12 protein-coding genes are annotated in these 14,262 nt (G+C 69.6%); 6 read left to right on the top strand and 6 right to left on the bottom strand.

All coding sequences use genetic code 11. The features are described from left to right. The first annotated feature begins 112 nt into the window (after positions 1-112). From F1D61_RS06630 to F1D61_RS06645, 4 genes are all read left to right on the top strand, one after another. On the top strand, positions 113-394 hold the full coding sequence (locus tag F1D61_RS06630; RefSeq protein WP_203157012.1) for a hypothetical protein: 282 nt from the start codon (positions 113-115) through the stop codon (positions 392-394). A 178-nt stretch (positions 395-572) separates the two neighbouring features. Then, positions 573-2,048, top strand: coding sequence for a methyl-accepting chemotaxis protein (locus tag F1D61_RS06635; protein ID WP_246775757.1), 1,476 nt, complete (start codon positions 573-575; stop codon positions 2,046-2,048). A gap of 482 nt (positions 2,049-2,530) precedes the next feature. After that, a complete protein-coding gene (locus tag F1D61_RS06640) occupies positions 2,531-2,722 on the top strand; it encodes a hypothetical protein (protein WP_203157014.1) in 192 nt (63 codons plus the stop codon). 264 nt (positions 2,723-2,986) lie between these two features. After that, positions 2,987-4,021, top strand: coding sequence for a glycosyltransferase family 2 protein (locus F1D61_RS06645; RefSeq protein ID WP_203157015.1), 1,035 nt, complete (start codon positions 2,987-2,989; stop codon positions 4,019-4,021). A gap of 43 nt (positions 4,022-4,064) precedes the next feature. Here F1D61_RS06645 and F1D61_RS06650 read toward each other — a convergent pair whose 3' ends face one another. The 3 genes from F1D61_RS06650 to F1D61_RS06660 all read right to left on the bottom strand — a co-directional run bounded on the left by F1D61_RS06650 (position 4,065) and on the right by F1D61_RS06660 (position 6,906). Next, positions 4,065-4,286 (bottom strand): hypothetical protein, encoded by a 222-nt coding sequence (locus F1D61_RS06650; RefSeq protein ID WP_203157016.1) that lies wholly within the window; start codon positions 4,284-4,286, stop codon positions 4,065-4,067. Positions 4,287-5,203: 917 nt separating this feature from the next. Continuing rightward, positions 5,204-6,325 (bottom strand): NADH:flavin oxidoreductase/NADH oxidase, encoded by a 1,122-nt coding sequence (locus tag F1D61_RS06655; protein ID WP_203157017.1) that lies wholly within the window; start codon positions 6,323-6,325, stop codon positions 5,204-5,206. A gap of 149 nt (positions 6,326-6,474) precedes the next feature. Next, positions 6,475-6,906 carry a hypothetical protein gene (locus tag F1D61_RS06660; protein ID WP_203157018.1) on the bottom strand — a complete coding sequence of 144 codons (432 nt, stop codon included), beginning with the start codon at positions 6,904-6,906 and terminating at the stop codon, positions 6,475-6,477. A 407-nt stretch (positions 6,907-7,313) separates the two neighbouring features. Between F1D61_RS06660 and F1D61_RS06665 the strand changes: the two genes are divergently transcribed. Beyond that, a complete protein-coding gene (locus tag F1D61_RS06665) occupies positions 7,314-8,603 on the top strand; it encodes a sensor domain-containing phosphodiesterase (RefSeq protein WP_203157019.1) in 1,290 nt (429 codons plus the stop codon). Positions 8,604-8,606: 3 nt separating this feature from the next. Here F1D61_RS06665 and F1D61_RS06670 read toward each other — a convergent pair whose 3' ends face one another. Next, positions 8,607-10,517: a propionyl-CoA synthetase gene (locus F1D61_RS06670; RefSeq protein ID WP_203157020.1), complete on the bottom strand. Its 1,911-nt coding sequence runs from the start codon at positions 10,515-10,517 to the stop codon at positions 8,607-8,609. Positions 10,518-10,673: 156 nt separating this feature from the next. Here F1D61_RS06670 and F1D61_RS06675 point away from each other — a divergent pair, with 156 nt between their 5' ends. Then, a complete protein-coding gene (locus F1D61_RS06675; protein ID WP_203157022.1) occupies positions 10,674-12,305 on the top strand; it encodes an acyl-CoA synthetase in 1,632 nt (543 codons plus the stop codon). Between the two features lie 447 nt (positions 12,306-12,752). On the opposite strand, the gene phoB is transcribed toward F1D61_RS06675, so the two are convergent. Both phoB and phoU read right to left on the bottom strand, forming a co-directional pair. Then, entirely contained in the window at positions 12,753-13,454 is a 702-nt protein-coding gene (phoB, locus tag F1D61_RS06680; protein ID WP_203157025.1) for a phosphate regulon transcriptional regulator PhoB, read from the bottom strand. Between the two features lie 77 nt (positions 13,455-13,531). After that, positions 13,532-14,251, bottom strand: coding sequence for a phosphate signaling complex protein PhoU (gene phoU / locus F1D61_RS06685; protein WP_203157027.1), 720 nt, complete (start codon positions 14,249-14,251; stop codon positions 13,532-13,534). Positions 14,252-14,262 lie beyond the last annotated feature (11 nt).

Consider the following 14,262-nt stretch of genomic DNA (forward strand, 5'->3'; position numbering starts at 1 on the left):
GCCCGGGCAGGCTTGCACCGGCAAGCCGGTGCTTCCTCCCATGAGGTTTTTTTGCCGCAGATTGCTCGTCGCAAGACCGGTCACCGCATTCGCGACATCGGCCCAAGAACGGATGCCCGGCATCGAGCCGCCGCGTCCCGATGGCGGCCTCGCCTTTTCGATCCGGCGGCAGAACTGTCTTGCGCGGCCGTTTCGCCCACTCGGCCATCGCGGCTGCATCCGCCCGGACGGGCACTCAAGATATGGCATCGGGCAAGACATGGCATCAGGCAAGACATGGCGTCAGGTCGCATCCGGGCATGGATCGCCCGTTTGCCGGTCGATTCCGCTGCGGCTCGTCGCCCACGACGTCGTTCCCGACTTCAGTCAGTCCCTGCAGTCTGCGTGGATCTGATGGAGTAGATCATATTTATTCGGGCTCGACACGCACGAACCTGCCATGACGACGTTTTGTAACGCGGCAGGTTTCCGATTGTTATTCCATGGGATTCATCGATCGGGTTATTTTTCATTCATCGTTCAATAACATCCGCGGCGCAGTCTCCTCGGCAGGTGATGCAGAGGCCTCCGCCGTGTCCTTCCTCCCCTCGCGCCACGCTGCGCTGCTCGCGGCCGTCGACCGGTCGCAGGGCCGGATCGAGTTCGATCCCACCGGAACGATCCTCGACGCCAATGCCCGCTTCCTCGGCCTGACCGGCTACACCCTGGCCGAGCTCGAGGGCCGGCATCACGGCCTGCTGGTGTCGCCGGCCGAACGGGACGGGCCGGACTACGCGGCCTTCTGGCACGGGCTGCGCGAGGGCCGGTGCGAGACCCGGGAGTTTCGCCGCATCGCGAAGGACGGCCGGTCGATCTGGATCCAGGCCTCCTACAACCCGGTGCTCGACCGGCGCGGCCGCGTCGTCCGGATCGTGAAGCTCGCCTCCGACATCAGCGCCCGCAAGGAGCACGACGCCTACCTGGCCGGCCAGATCGCGGCGCTCGACCGGTCGCAGGCGGTGATCCACTTCACCCTCGACGGGACCGCCACGGCGGCCAACGACATCTTCCTCGATCTGATGGGCCGCACCCGCGACGAGGTGGTGGGCCGTCACCACAGCCTCTTCGTCGCCGAGGCCGAGCGGTCGAGCGCCGCATACGCGGCGTTCTGGCGGGACCTGGCCGCCGGGCGCCACCAGGCCGGCGAGTTCCGCCGCGTGGCCAAGGGCGGTCGGGAGGTGTGGATCTTCGGCGCCTACAACCCGGTGCTCGACCCCGACGGCAAACCCTGCGCCGTGGTGAAGTTCGCCACCGACATCACCGGGACGGTGCTCGACCGCCAGCGCCGGAGCGCGGGCCAGCGGGCGATCGAGGCCGATATCGCGGCGATCACGGTGGCGGTCTCGCAGGTCACGGACCAAGCCCGGGCCACCACCGGCCAGACGGCCGGGACCTCCGGCAACGTCGAGGCGGTGGCGGCCGGGGCCGAGGAATTCGCCACCTCCATCGCCGAGCTCGGCCGCCATGCCGAGGATGCCCGCACCGCCTCCGACGCGGCTGTGCGCAAGGCCCAGGAGGCCGGCGGCATCGTGGCGAGTCTGACCCGGGCGGCCGACCGGATCGGCGAGGCGGCCTCGCTCATCTCCTCGATCGCCGACCAGACCAACCTTCTGGCGCTCAATGCCACCATCGAGGCGGCCCGGGCGGGAGCGGCGGGCCGCGGCTTCGCGGTGGTGGCCGCCGAGGTCAAGGCGCTGGCTGGCCAGTCGACCCGGGCGACCCAGGAGATCGGCACGCAGATCGACGCCGTGCAGGCCGCGACCGCCGAGGCGGTCGCGGCGCTTCAGGGCATCGTCGCGGCGATCGGCCATGTCAGCGAGATCTCGGTCGGGGTGTCGAGCGCCATCGTCCAGCAGGCCGCGGTGACCCGCGACATGTCGGCCAACATGCAGGAGGCTGCCCGGAGCGTCGCCTCGGTGCGCCGGAACATGGAGCGGATCACCGGCTCCGCCGGCGAGGTCGACACCGCGATCCGCCAGGTCGCGCAGGCGGCACGCGCGCTGCTTTGAGACCGGAGCATCGTCCGACGGAGCGCATTCCGGCTCACCGAAGAAAATGCCGCGAAATCAAGGGCCTGGCGCAGGTCACGATCGCCCGGCGATCGTGACCTGCGCTAGACGCTCATGCCGAGGAACACCACCAGGGCGATCCCGAGGGCGAGGCACGAGGCTGCGGCGAAGAGGACGGGCATCTTTTGGCCTCCAGAACAGCGGCGACGCAAGCCGTGCTAGCGCCGGAACGAGGCCGCTCCGTGACGACGGGGCAGGAAGCTCGGCCCTGCGCGGATGTCGCCGAGGTGGTTACCGGGTCGGCGCGAAAAATCTGTGCCGGAACAGGATCCTGAGCGGGGGAAGCGTTGGCCTGCCAACGCAAGCCTGCCGAGCGCCGCCGCGGCCATCGAGCGGCGTGCCGCGCGAGGGTGCATCTTCACCCGACTCGCCCCGCCAGTCATGTTCCTGTAGAATGACTCTTCGAGCAGACAAGGAGAGCCATGCATCTCGTCGTGACGGCCCATACCCCGGACGGGCACCTCTCGTATCAGCGTACCTCGCCGGAGGCGGCCCTTGAGAAGGCCGACGAACTCGCGGCGGATGGCCACGAGTGGATCGTGATCACCGACATCACCGGCCGGCATTACGAGCCGGGCGAGTTCGACGACCTGTTCGTGCATCCGGGCCGCTGAGCGGGCGGGGCCGCGTCACCCCACCCGTCGCGCCCCGTCGTGTCGGAGCGGGCGACCGATCGGCGTAGGCCTGCCTCCCCGAAAGTCGGTCCGCGACCTTCGACCTGACAAGGTTGCCCCGCCCCCCAGCCATGGTCTGATCGCGTCCTGCGTGCAGGACCGCGAGGCGTGGTCCCGGCATCGCACCGGCCTTCCGGGACAGGGAGCCGCCGGGACGTGCAACCGGGGCCCGCCAGCCGGGTCGGACAGGCCGAAGGGGCGGACATGCCGAGCGTCGACGTCATCATTCCCTGCTATCGCTACGCGGATTTCCTCGCCGAGAGCGTCGGCAGCGTCCTGGCGACCGAGGGATGCGACGTCCGCGTCCTCATCCTCGACGACGCGTCGCCCGACCACACGCCCGCGGTGGCCGAGGCCCTGCGAAAGGCCGATTCCCGTGTCGAGTACGTCCGGCACGCGACCAATCGCGGCCACATCGCCACCTACAACGAGGGCCTGGCCTGGGCGCGGGCCGAGTGCCTGCTGCTGCTCTCCGCCGACGACTTCGTCACGCCCGGCGCCCTCGCCCGGGCCGCGCAGCTGATGCAAGCGCACCCGGAGGTGAGCCTGGTCTACGGCCCCTATCTCAGCGTCGAGGAGGGAAAGCCCCGGCCGGAGATGCCGTCCGCCGACCTCGACGCCGCGCACACGATCTACGACGCCCGCCGGTTCTTCGCGCTCAACCGCTTCATCAACCCGGTCCACACCTCGACCGCGGTGGTCCGCACCGCGATCCAGCAACGCGTCGGCGGCTACCGGGCGGAGCTGACCCATTCGGGCGACCAGGAGATGTGGCTGCGGCTGGCCCTGCACGGCTCCGTCGCCCGGATCGACCGGCCGCAGGGCGTCTGGCGCCAGCACGGCAGCAACATGTCGTCGTATTACTACGAGCAGATGCTGCGCGACATCGACCAGCGCAGGCTGATGTTCGACACCGTGTTCGGTTACCCCGAGGCGGCGGCTTTCGCCGACATGGAGGCGCCGATGCGGCTGGGGCTCGCCATGGCGGCGGTGCGCCATGCCAGCCAGCCCTTCGACCAGGGCGATGTGGTCGGCGCGCGGGCCATGATGGCGCAGGCCGCCGGCATCAGCCCGGCGGTCCGCCGCACGCGCCTGTGGTGGCTCCAGCGCGCCAAGCTGGCGATGGGTCCGCGCGCCTGGCAGGCCGTGCGCCCGGTCGTCACGAAGCGGCTCGGCCTGTCGCTCGGCCGCTTCGTCGCCCCGATCGAGCGCCCGGACGCGGTGCAGGATGCGGGCTGATCCGTGCGGCGTCTCAGGCGCCGATGTCTCGGGCGCCGGTGTCTCAGGCGCCGACTTGGAGGATCCGGGCGTCGCCGGTGGCCTCGGCGCGGACGGGCACCGGGCGGAGGGGGAACGGAATGATCTGGCAGCGGCTCTCCGGTTCCGGGGCGCCGCGCCGGAGGGTCGTGCGTTCGACGGCGGAGGCGATCGCCAGCTTCACGCGCGGGGAGAAGCCGCGGCGGCGCAGCCAGGCGGGGATCGGGGAGAAGCGTCTCGTCGACATGGTCCGTGTGCCGGTGCAAGTGGGCGACGGCGTTAGTTCAAACATGGATGCTGCACCCGGGAAACGCCGCTGCGTCCCAATCTCTTGTCCCAGAATCCCATCGTGGCGGCGCCTGCCTTGAAGTCCGGCCTGGAGGCTCGATGTCATCCGACCGCGCCTCCACGGTGATGGGGCCGGACACGCCGCGCGCGATCCGCCTCCACTCCTTTCTGCGATTCCCCGGCCGCAATACGGTCTCCGGCTGATCGAGCCAGCTTAGCGGTTAGCCTCAGAGCCTGTTCGAGCAGAGTGATTTGACAAGAACCGAGAAGAATTAGGAGATATCCTACCCTTCCACCTCATCCTGAGGTGTTGGCGATCAGAGATCGCACGCGATCGCAGATCGACTGACCTCGAAGGAGGGCTCCAGAAGCCTCTGCGATCCCTGGAGCCCTCCTTCGAGGCTCACTTCGTTCGCACCTCAGGATGAGGTTAGCGGGTAGGATGATCCCGCCCGCCTCAATTCTTGGGTAGAAGTTCTGCTCAAACAGTCTCTCAGCATTGAATAGACGGCGGTTTTCCGAGTCCAGAACGCGCGCCGTCTGTCACGCAAAGCTGCCAATGCCTGGCTTGGCCGCACATTCAAGCGTGTCGGAATTGGAGAATCGCTTCACGGCCTGCCGCGTCAAATCCAGGCGATCTGACTTCTGGCCAAAGGCCACAGCTTGGCTGTCGCTGCGGCGGCCACGGCCTGCAGCGAGCGCTGGGTCCGTCGCCTCTGCGAGCGCTGCAACGCCGAGGGACCCGAGTCCCTGGGCGGCGGCCAGCCTCCTGGCGCCAGACACCCTCCGGCGCCCGGCCGAGCCGCCACCGCGAAACCGCCGAGCCGGAACCGAAGCCGAACCGATCAAACTAAGATTGTATCGGTCCGGCCGTGGTCAGCGCTGGCCGAAGCTCGCTTCCTTGAACAGGTCCTTCAAGTGGTGCGGCTGCGAGCGCCAGTACTGCTTCGGGGCGCGGACCCGGGCACCGAGTTCGGCGGCGGCGTGCCAGGGCCAGCGCGGATCGTACAGCATGGCGCGGGCGAGGGAGACCGCGTCGGCCCTGCCCTCGGCCAGGATCGCCTCGGCCTGACGGGGTTCGGTGATGAGGCCGACCGCGATGGTGACGAGATCGGTCGCCGCCCGCACCCGCTCGGCGAAGGGCACCTGGTAGCCCGGCCCGATCGCAATTGTCTGCCGGGGCGAGACGCCGCCGGTGGAGACGTGGATGGCGGCCGCGCCCCGCGCCTTCAGGGCCTCCGCGAAAGCGATGGTCTGCTCGACCTCCCAGCCGTCCTCGACCCAGTCCGTCGCCGAGACCCGGGCCCAGACCGGGCTGCCGGCGGGAAAGACCTCGCGCACCGCCTCGAACACTTCCAGGGGGAAGCGCATCCGGTTCTCGAGGCTGCCGCCATAGGCGTCGCTGCGCTGGTTGGCGAGCGGCGAGAGGAACTGGTGCAGCAGGTAGCCATGCGCCGCGTGGATCTCCGCCGCCTCGATGCCGAGGCGCACGGCCCGGCGGGCGGTGGCCGCGAACCCGTCGCGGATGCGCTTCATGTCCTCGCGGTCCAGCGCCCGGGGCGCGACCTCGCCGTCGGCATGGGCGAGTGCCGAGGGCGCCTCGGTGAGCCAGCCGCGGGGCGAATCCGGCGCCACCTGATGGCCGCCGTGCCACGGCGGCTCGCTCGACGCCTTGCGGCCGGCATGGGCGATCTGGATGCAGACCGGCACCGGCGCATAGTCCCGGACCGCGTCGAGGACACGGGCCAGCGCCCGCTCGGTCCCGTCGTCCCACAGGCCGAGATCGCCGTACGTGATCCGCGCCTCCGGCGACACCGCCGTGGCCTCCAGCGTCAGGAGCCCGGCACCCGACATCGCGAGCTGGCCGAGATGCATCATGTGCCAGTCGGTCGCCGCACCGTCGCGGGCCGAATACTGGCACATCGGTGCGATGACGATGCGGTTCTCCAGCTCCAGGCCGTCGAGGCGCAGGGGCTGGAACAGGAGGGGGCTGCTCATGCGGGAACTCCGGTGCAGGATGGCCGCACTGTGGCGCGGGAGGGCGGATCGGGCCAGCGCCGGCGGCGCAGGGCGCCTGCGCGCCTGGGCGCCACCGCGGCGTGCGCTGGCGCACCGGACCGGGTCGTGGGAGGTGTCGGCGAACCCGGCTACCAACCGCGGCCGAGGCTCACGGCGATCCGGCTCGGACGGACGCCGACCAGGGCCGCCGCCAGGTTCTTGAGGGCCCGCGTCGCCGCACCGCGCGCCGCCGCCCGCGCCCGGCTCGGACGACCGGCCATCTCCGCCAGCCGCTCGCCCGCACCCGCGAGGCGCTCCGCGGCGCGCAGCACCGTCGGGTGGGCCTCGGCCTCGATCAAGGCGCAGATATCGGACAGCGCACTGCGCAGGCCATGCATCGCCTCGCGGATTCCAGCACCCTCCGCGACGTCGAGCCTGGGCATATCGGTCTTCGCCAGATCGACGATGCCGCTCTCGATCCGGCCGAGCACGGCTCTGAGGGGCAGCGGCACCCGGTCCAGGATCGCGGCCGCGCCGATACCGGGACGGCGCTGTCTCTCCGGGGGGTCCGAACCGGGCATGGCGACTTCTCTGGTCAGAACGACTGCGCAGGCGTCGCCTTGTCAGAATGCCGATCCTGTGAAAAATTCGCAACTGCTTGTTGTGACTTCGAACCACGAACAGAAAAAGATGCGTATTCTGATCCCGGATATGCCGCATGCGATCGAACCCGACAAGACATGTGGCTGCACCGGACGGCGACATCGGCTCCGTTCTCGCAGCATCGCGGCCCTGCCGCATGGCTCGATCTTGTCCGGACATGCTCGGCACAGGCTGCAAGTATCTTCCCTAATACATCACCGCGCGAGATTCTTGAATAAATTCACACCGTATATTGACGAAGATCGAGATTGCCCTGCGTTCGACGATCGTCGGAACGTCGGGATGACGAAGCGGTGCGATCTTCACCTCTCGACCGGATCGAACGATGCCGCTGTCCTCCGTCTTCGGTGACCGTTCCGGCAGTGCCAGCGACCAGATCCTGTCCGTTCTCCGAGCCGTCCGCCGCCATCTGGGCATGGATGTCGGATTCGTCTCGGAATTCGTGGCGGGCAACCGTGTCTTCCGCTTCTCCGATTCCGAGACGCTGCACGGCCCGGTCGCCGTGGGCGGCCATGCGCCGCTCGAACAGAGCTTCTGCTACTACGTCGCCAAGGGCCTGATGCCCGGCCTGATGCAGGATGCCGCCGAGGACCCGGTCGCCTCGCAACTGCCCGTGACCCGCGACCTGCCGGTCGGGGCCCATCTGAGCGTGCCTCTGCGCCACGCGGACGGCGAGCCCTACGGGACGTTGTGCTGCTTCAGCTTCACGCCGGACCGCAGCCTCACGACCCGCGATCTCGCGACCTTGCGTCTCTGCGCGGATCTCGTGGATTCGATCCTGGGGAAAGACCGCGACGCGGCACGCGAGCGGGATGCGAAGCGCCGGCGCATCGCCGAGACCCTCGCGGCCGACTCCGTCGAGATGGTGTTCCAGCCGATCTACCGCACCGCCGACGACAGCCTCGCCGCCTTCGAGGCCCTGGCGCGCTTCGCAGCCCCGACGGGCCAAGTCCCCGCGAGTAAGGGCCCTGCGAGCAAGGGCCCCGCGAGCAAGGGCCCCGATGCGTGGTTCGCGGACGCGGCCGAGGTGGGAATGGGCGAGGAGCTCGAATTCCTCGCCCTGCGCAAGGCCCTGCTCGCCTTCGCATCCCTGCCCGCCGGGGTCAGGCTGTCGGTCAACCTGTCGCCGACGAGCCTCGTCTCGCCCCGCCTCGCCGGGACGATCGAGGGAGCGCCGCTCGACCGGCTGGTCATCGAGTTGACCGAGCACGCGGCGGTCGCCTCCTACGAGGCCCTGCGCGAGGCGCTGGCACCGTTCCGGCGCCAGGGGCTCGGCCTTGCCATCGACGATGTCGGGGCCGGCCACGCGACGTTGCGGCATGTGCTCGACCTGGCGCCGGAATTCATCAAGCTCGACATGAGCCTGATCCGGGCCATCGACACCCATTCCGCCCGCCGGGCCCTGACCGAGGCGCTGACGGGCTACGGACGGCGCATCGGCTGCGAGATCGTCGCCGAGGGGGTGGAGACGCAGGACGAATACGCCGTGCTGCGGGGCATCGGCGTGACCCGGGTCCAGGGCTTCCTCACCGGCCGGCCGATGCCGCTCGCCGCCGCCGCCGCCCTGCCGCTCGCCGGCGCCGGCGCCGGGGCGTGGGTACGGCGGGCGGGGTAACCCCTATCCGAGCCCGCGCTCCCGCAGCGCTCCGCCGATCTCCTCGAGGACGCCTGGGTCCTCGATGGTCGGCGGCATCGCCCATGCCTCGCCGTCGGCGATCTTCTTCATCGTGCCGCGCAGGATCTTGCCCGAGCGGGTCTTGGGCAGGCGCCCGACCGTGAGCGCCAGGCGGAAGGCCGCGACCGGGCCGATGCGCTCGCGCACCAGGGCCACCAACTCGCGCTCGATCGCGTCCGGACCTTTCGCCACCCCGGCCTTCAGCACCACGAAGCCGCAGGGCGCCTCGCCCTTGAGGCTGTCGCGGATGCCGATCACCGCGCATTCGGCGACCGCCGGATGGGAGGCCAGCACCTCCTCCATGCCGCCGGTCGAGAGGCGGTGGCCGGCGACGTTGATGATGTCGTCGGTGCGGCCCATCACCGAGACGTAGCCGTCGCGGTCGAGGAAGCCGGCATCCGAGGTGTTGTAGTAGCCCGGATAGGTCGTGAGGTAACTTTCGCGGAACCGCTCGTCCTGCTGCCACAGGGTCGGCAGGGCGCCGGGGGGCAGCGGCAACCTGACGGCGATCGTCCCCATCGTGTCGGGGGGCACGGGCGTGCCGGATTCGTCGAGCACCTGCACGTCCCAGCCCGGCATCGGCACGGTCGGGCTGCCGTGCTTGACCGGGAGCGCGCCCAGGCCCACCGGGTTGGCGGCGATCGGCCAGCCGGTCTCGGTCTGCCACCAATGGTCGATCACCGGCACTCCGAGAATCCGCTCGGCCCACGCGACGGTGTCGGGGTCGGCCCGCTCGCCGGCGAGGAACAGGGTGCGGAAATGCGAGAGGTCGTGGCCCTGCATCAGCCGGGCCTCCGGGTCCTCCTTCTTCACCGCCCGGAGCGCCGTCGGCGCCGTGAACAGGGCGACCGCGCCGGTCTCGGCGATGACGCGCCAGAACGCGCCGGCATCCGGCGTGCCGACCGGCTTGCCCTCGTAGAGCACCGTGGTGCAGCCATGCAGCAGCGGCCCGTAGACGATGTAGGAATGGCCGACCACCCAGCCGACATCGGAGGCGCACCAATAGGTCTCGCCGGGGGCGACGCCGTAGAGGTTCGGCATCGACCAGGCGAGGGCGACGAGATAGCCGCCGGTGTCGCGCACCACGCCCTTCGGCTTGCCGGTGGTGCCGGACGTGTAGAGCACGTAGAGCGGATCGGTGGCGGCGACGGGGATGCAGGGCGCGCGGCGGCCGGCCGCCTTCGCCTCCGCCAGGACTTGCGCCCAGTCGCGGTCGCGCCCCGCCTCCATCGCGGCAACGCCTTGCGGCCGCTGGAGGATCAGGCAGGCGTCGGGCTTGTGCGACGAGAGCCGGCAGGCCTCGTCGAGGAGCGGCTTGTAGGCGACGACCCGACTCGGCTCGATGCCGCAGGAGGCGGCGAGCACCACCTTGGGCGCGGCATCCTCGATCCGGGCGGCGAGTTCCCGGGCGGCGAAGCCCCCGAACACCACCGAATGCACCGCACCGATGCGGGCGCAGGCCAGCATGCCGAACAGTGCCTCGGGCACCATCGGCATGTAGAGCACCACCCGGTCGCCGCGCCCGACGCCGAGATCCTGGAGCACGGCGGCGAGCGCCGCGACCTCGTCGAGAAGCTCGGCATAGGTGAACCGGCTCTTGGTGCCGGTGACGGGGGACTCGTACAGGATCGCCGCCTGCTCGCCCCGCCCTGCCGCGACGTGGCGGTCGACGGCGTTGTGGCAGGCATTGACCTCCGCGCCGGGAAACCAGCGGCCGTAGACCCCCGCCTCGGGGTCGAAGACGCGGGCGGCGGGTCTCACCCAGTCGATCGCCTCGGCGGCTCGCGCCCAGAAGGCCTCCGGGTCGCGCTGCCAGGCGGCGTAGGTTTCCGGGTAGCGGCTCGGGCTCGCCATGGCGTCTCCTCCTGCCGCTCGTCTCACGGGGCGGCCTCACCACCCAGATAGGATAGGCCCCGTCCCCGCCGGAAGTCGAACTTTCGTAAGGATGCCGGGCGGATTGATCGCCCGGCCGCGGCGGGTACTCTGGCGCCGCAGCGAGCAGGACGACCCATGACCGGCGCGACGATCTACGATACCGGCCTCGACCGGAACCCGGCCAACCACCAGCCGCTCACGCCGCTCACCTTCCTGGAGCGGGCGGCGACGGTGTTTCCCGACCATACGGCGGTGATCCACGGGACGCTGCGGCGCAGCTACCGCGACCTCTATGCCCGCTCCCGGCGCCTCGCCTCGGCCTTGAGCGCCCGCGGCATCGGGCGGGGCGACACGGTGGCGGTGATGCTCGCCAACACCCCGGCGATGATCGAGTGCCATTACGGGGTGCCGATGGCCGGCGCGGTGCTCAACACCCTCAACACCCGGCTGGATGCCGCGATCATCGCCTTCTGCCTCGACCACGGCGAGGCCAAGGTGGTGATCACCGACCGGGAATTCGCCCGCATCATGGGCCCGGCGCTGGCGCAGGCCGGGGTCAAGCCCCTGGTGATCGACTACGACGACCCGGAATACGACGGCCCGGGCGAACGCCTCGGCGCGATCGAGTACGAGGATCTTCTCGGCGAAGGCGACCCCGCTCATGCCTGGGCGATGCCGGGCGACGAGTGGGACGCGATCACCCTCAACTACACGTCGGGCACCACCGGCGACCCGAAGGGCGTGGTCTACCACCATCGCGGCGCCTCGCTGCTCGCCGTCGGCAACGTGGTGGCGGGCCATCTCGGCCGGCACCCGGTCTATCTGTGGACCCTGCCGATGTTCCACTGCAACGGCTGGTGCTTCCCCTGGACCCTGTCGGTGGTGGCCGGCACCCATGTCTGCCTGCGCCAGGTGCGGGCGAAAGCGATGTACGACGCCATCGCGGATCACGGCGTGACGCATCTGTGCGGCGCGCCGATCGTGATGTCGCTCCTGATCAACGCCCCGGAGGCCGAGCGGCGGGACTTGCCCAACCGCGTCTCGTTCCTCACCGCGGCGGCGCCGCCGCCGGAAGCGGTGCTCGCCGGCATGGCGGAGGCGGGGTTCGACGTGACCCACGTCTACGGGCTGACCGAGACCTACGGCCCGGCGGTGGTGAACGAGTGGCATGCCGACTGGAACGCCCTGGGCAAGGACGAGCAGGCCGCGCGCAAGGCGCGCCAGGGCGTACGCTACCCGCCGCTCGAGGCCCTCGACGTGCTCGATCCGGAGACGATGCAGCCGGTGCCCGCCGACGGCGAGACGCTCGGCGAGGTGATGTTCCGCGGCAACGTGGTGATGCGCGGCTACCTCAAGAACCCGGCGGCCACCGAGGCCGCGTTCAAGGGCGGCTGGTTCCATTCGGGCGATCTCGGGGTGAAGCACCCGGACGGCTACATCCAGCTCAAGGATCGCTCGAAGGACATCATCATCTCAGGGGGCGAGAACATCTCGTCGATCGAGGTCGAGGAGGCCCTGTTCAAGCACCCGGCGGTGGCCGCCGCCGCCGTGGTCGCCAAGCCCGACGAGAAATGGGGCGAGACGCCGTGCGCCTTCGTCGAATTGAAGGGTTCCGAGATGGTCTCGGCCGAGGAGCTGATCGGCTGGTGCCGCCAGTCGCTCGCCGGCTTCAAGGTGCCCAGGCACGTGGTCTTCACCGAACTGCCGAAGACCTCCACCGGCAAGGTGCAGAAATTCGTCCTGCGGGAGATGGCGAAGGCGTTGTGAGCGCTTGATCGGTTGGCTTTTCCGCAGGCCTCAAACCCACAGGGTCATTCCGGGGCCGCGACAGCGGAGCCCGTAATCCAGAAACTCGGATGGTGAAGGATAAGGCGGAACGCGACCCGCCATTGTCTGAGAGCCTGTTTGACTTGCGAAATTCGGCTGTAACGACCTTTTCCATCCCTCTCGCGACCTCATCCTGAGGTGCGACTGAAAGGAGCCTCGAAGGAGGGCTCCAGATGTCCTCGCGATCCCTGGAGCCCTCCTTCGAGGTCAGTCGATTTCAATCGACTGACACCTCAGGATGAGGTTGTGTGTGGGAGTAAATGCTTGAGTCAATCAAACAGGCTCTGAACCATCCGCGGTTCTGGATTCCGGGCTCCGCTATCGCGGCCCCGGAATGACGCGGAGGGTTTGAAATCCGTGGAGACCAGTCAGTCACCTGAAGGCCCGTCACGGCTCCAGCGCGAACATCTCGTCGAACGAATATCCGGAACCCCGCACGGTGCGGATCGGGTCGCTGTCGCGGCCGCGGTTGATCGCCTTGCGCAGGCGGCCGATATGCACGTCGACGGTGCGCTCGTCGATGTAGACGTCGTGGCCCCAGACGCCGTCGAGCAGCTGCTCGCGGGAGAAGACCCGGCCGGGGCTCTGCATCAGGAATTCGAGCAGCTTGAACTCGGTCGGGCCGAGATGCAGCTCGCGGCCGTCGCGGCGGACGCGGTGGCTGACCCGGTCGAGCTCGATGTCGCCGGCGACGAGCAGGTCGGCGACGTGGGCGGGCTTGGCCCGCCGCAGCAGCGCCCGCACCCGGGCCAGCAGTTCCGGCACCGAGAACGGCTTGACGATGTAGTCGTCGGCGCCGGTGGCGAGCCCCCGCACCCTGTCGCCCTCCTCGCCCCGCGCCGTCAGCATGATGACCGGCAGCCGCTCGGTCTCGCGGCGGGCGCGGATGCGCCGGCACAATTCGATGCCGGACAGGCCCGGCATCATCCAGTCCAGGATGACGAGGTCGGGGATCTGCTCGCGCAGGCGGATATCCGCCTCGTCGCCCCGGGCGACGGCGTCGACCTCGAAGCCCTCGGCCTCGAGGTTGTAGCGCAGGAGGAGGGTGAGGGCCTCCTCGTCCTCGACGATCAGGATGCGGGTACTCATCGGGGCACTTCGGGGGGCACTTCAGGCGGGGCCGAAGGCGCCCGCCGGGCCTTGAGGGCCCGGACGGGCGTCGATCCTCAGGCCGCGGGCGGGGTGTCGAGGGTGGCGAAGCTCGAATGGTCGTTCTTCGGACGCTCGGTCGACAGGGTTTCGCCGGTGGCGAGGTAGTGGATGGTCTCGGCGATGTTGGTGGTGTGGTCGCCGATGCGCTCGACGTTCTTGGCGCAGAACAGGAGATGCGTGCAGAACGTGATGTTGCGCGGATCCTCCATCATGTAGGTCAGGAGCTCGCGGAACAGCGAGGTGTAGAGCGCGTCGATGCCGCCGTCCCGGGCCCAGACGTCGAGGGCCGCGACGGTGTCCTGGGTGGCGTAGGCGTCGAGCACGTCCTTGAGCTGGCCCTGGACCAGCTCGTTCATGTGCTCCACGCCGACGACGATCTTCTGGAGCTGGACCTGGTCGGCGATGGCGACGACGCGCTTGGCGACGTTCTTGGCCAGATCGCCGATGCGCTCGAGGTCGCCGGAGACGCGGATCGCCGAGATCGTCTCGCGCAGGTCGATCGCCATCGGCTGGCGGCGGGCGATGAGGAGGATGGCCTTCTCCTCGATCTCGCGCTGCAGCCCGTCGAGGCGCTGGTCGGTGGCGATCACCGCCTGGGCGAGGGCGGAATCGCGGCGCAGGAGCGCCTGGCCGGAATCGGCCACCATCTTCTCGGCGATGCCGCCCATCTCGGCGATGCTGCGCCGCAGGTTCTGCAGCTCCTGATCGTAGGAGGTGACGATGTGGCTCGACATGGGAGACTCCC

Source organism: Methylobacterium aquaticum, assembly GCF_016804325.1.
Lineage (GTDB): Bacteria > Pseudomonadota > Alphaproteobacteria > Rhizobiales > Beijerinckiaceae > Methylobacterium > Methylobacterium aquaticum_C.

Coding starts and splice junctions, on each gene's coding strand:
- F1D61_RS06655 (WP_203157017.1), bottom strand. CDS start 6,325: ATGAGCAGCCCCCTCCTGTTCCAGCCCCTGCGCCTCGACGGCCTGGAG.
- F1D61_RS06660 (WP_203157018.1), bottom strand. CDS start 6,906: ATGCCCGGTTCGGACCCCCCGGAGAGACAGCGCCGTCCCGGTATCGGC.
- F1D61_RS06630 (WP_203157012.1), top strand. CDS start 113: ATGCCCGGCATCGAGCCGCCGCGTCCCGATGGCGGCCTCGCCTTTTCG.
- F1D61_RS06665 (WP_203157019.1), top strand. CDS start 7,314: ATGCCGCTGTCCTCCGTCTTCGGTGACCGTTCCGGCAGTGCCAGCGAC.
- F1D61_RS06640 (WP_203157014.1), top strand. CDS start 2,531: ATGCATCTCGTCGTGACGGCCCATACCCCGGACGGGCACCTCTCGTAT.
- phoB (WP_203157025.1), bottom strand. CDS start 13,454: ATGAGTACCCGCATCCTGATCGTCGAGGACGAGGAGGCCCTCACCCTC.
- phoU (WP_203157027.1), bottom strand. CDS start 14,251: ATGTCGAGCCACATCGTCACCTCCTACGATCAGGAGCTGCAGAACCTG.
- F1D61_RS06650 (WP_203157016.1), bottom strand. CDS start 4,286: ATGTCGACGAGACGCTTCTCCCCGATCCCCGCCTGGCTGCGCCGCCGC.
- F1D61_RS06675 (WP_203157022.1), top strand. CDS start 10,674: ATGACCGGCGCGACGATCTACGATACCGGCCTCGACCGGAACCCGGCC.
- F1D61_RS06645 (WP_203157015.1), top strand. CDS start 2,987: ATGCCGAGCGTCGACGTCATCATTCCCTGCTATCGCTACGCGGATTTC.
- F1D61_RS06670 (WP_203157020.1), bottom strand. CDS start 10,517: ATGGCGAGCCCGAGCCGCTACCCGGAAACCTACGCCGCCTGGCAGCGC.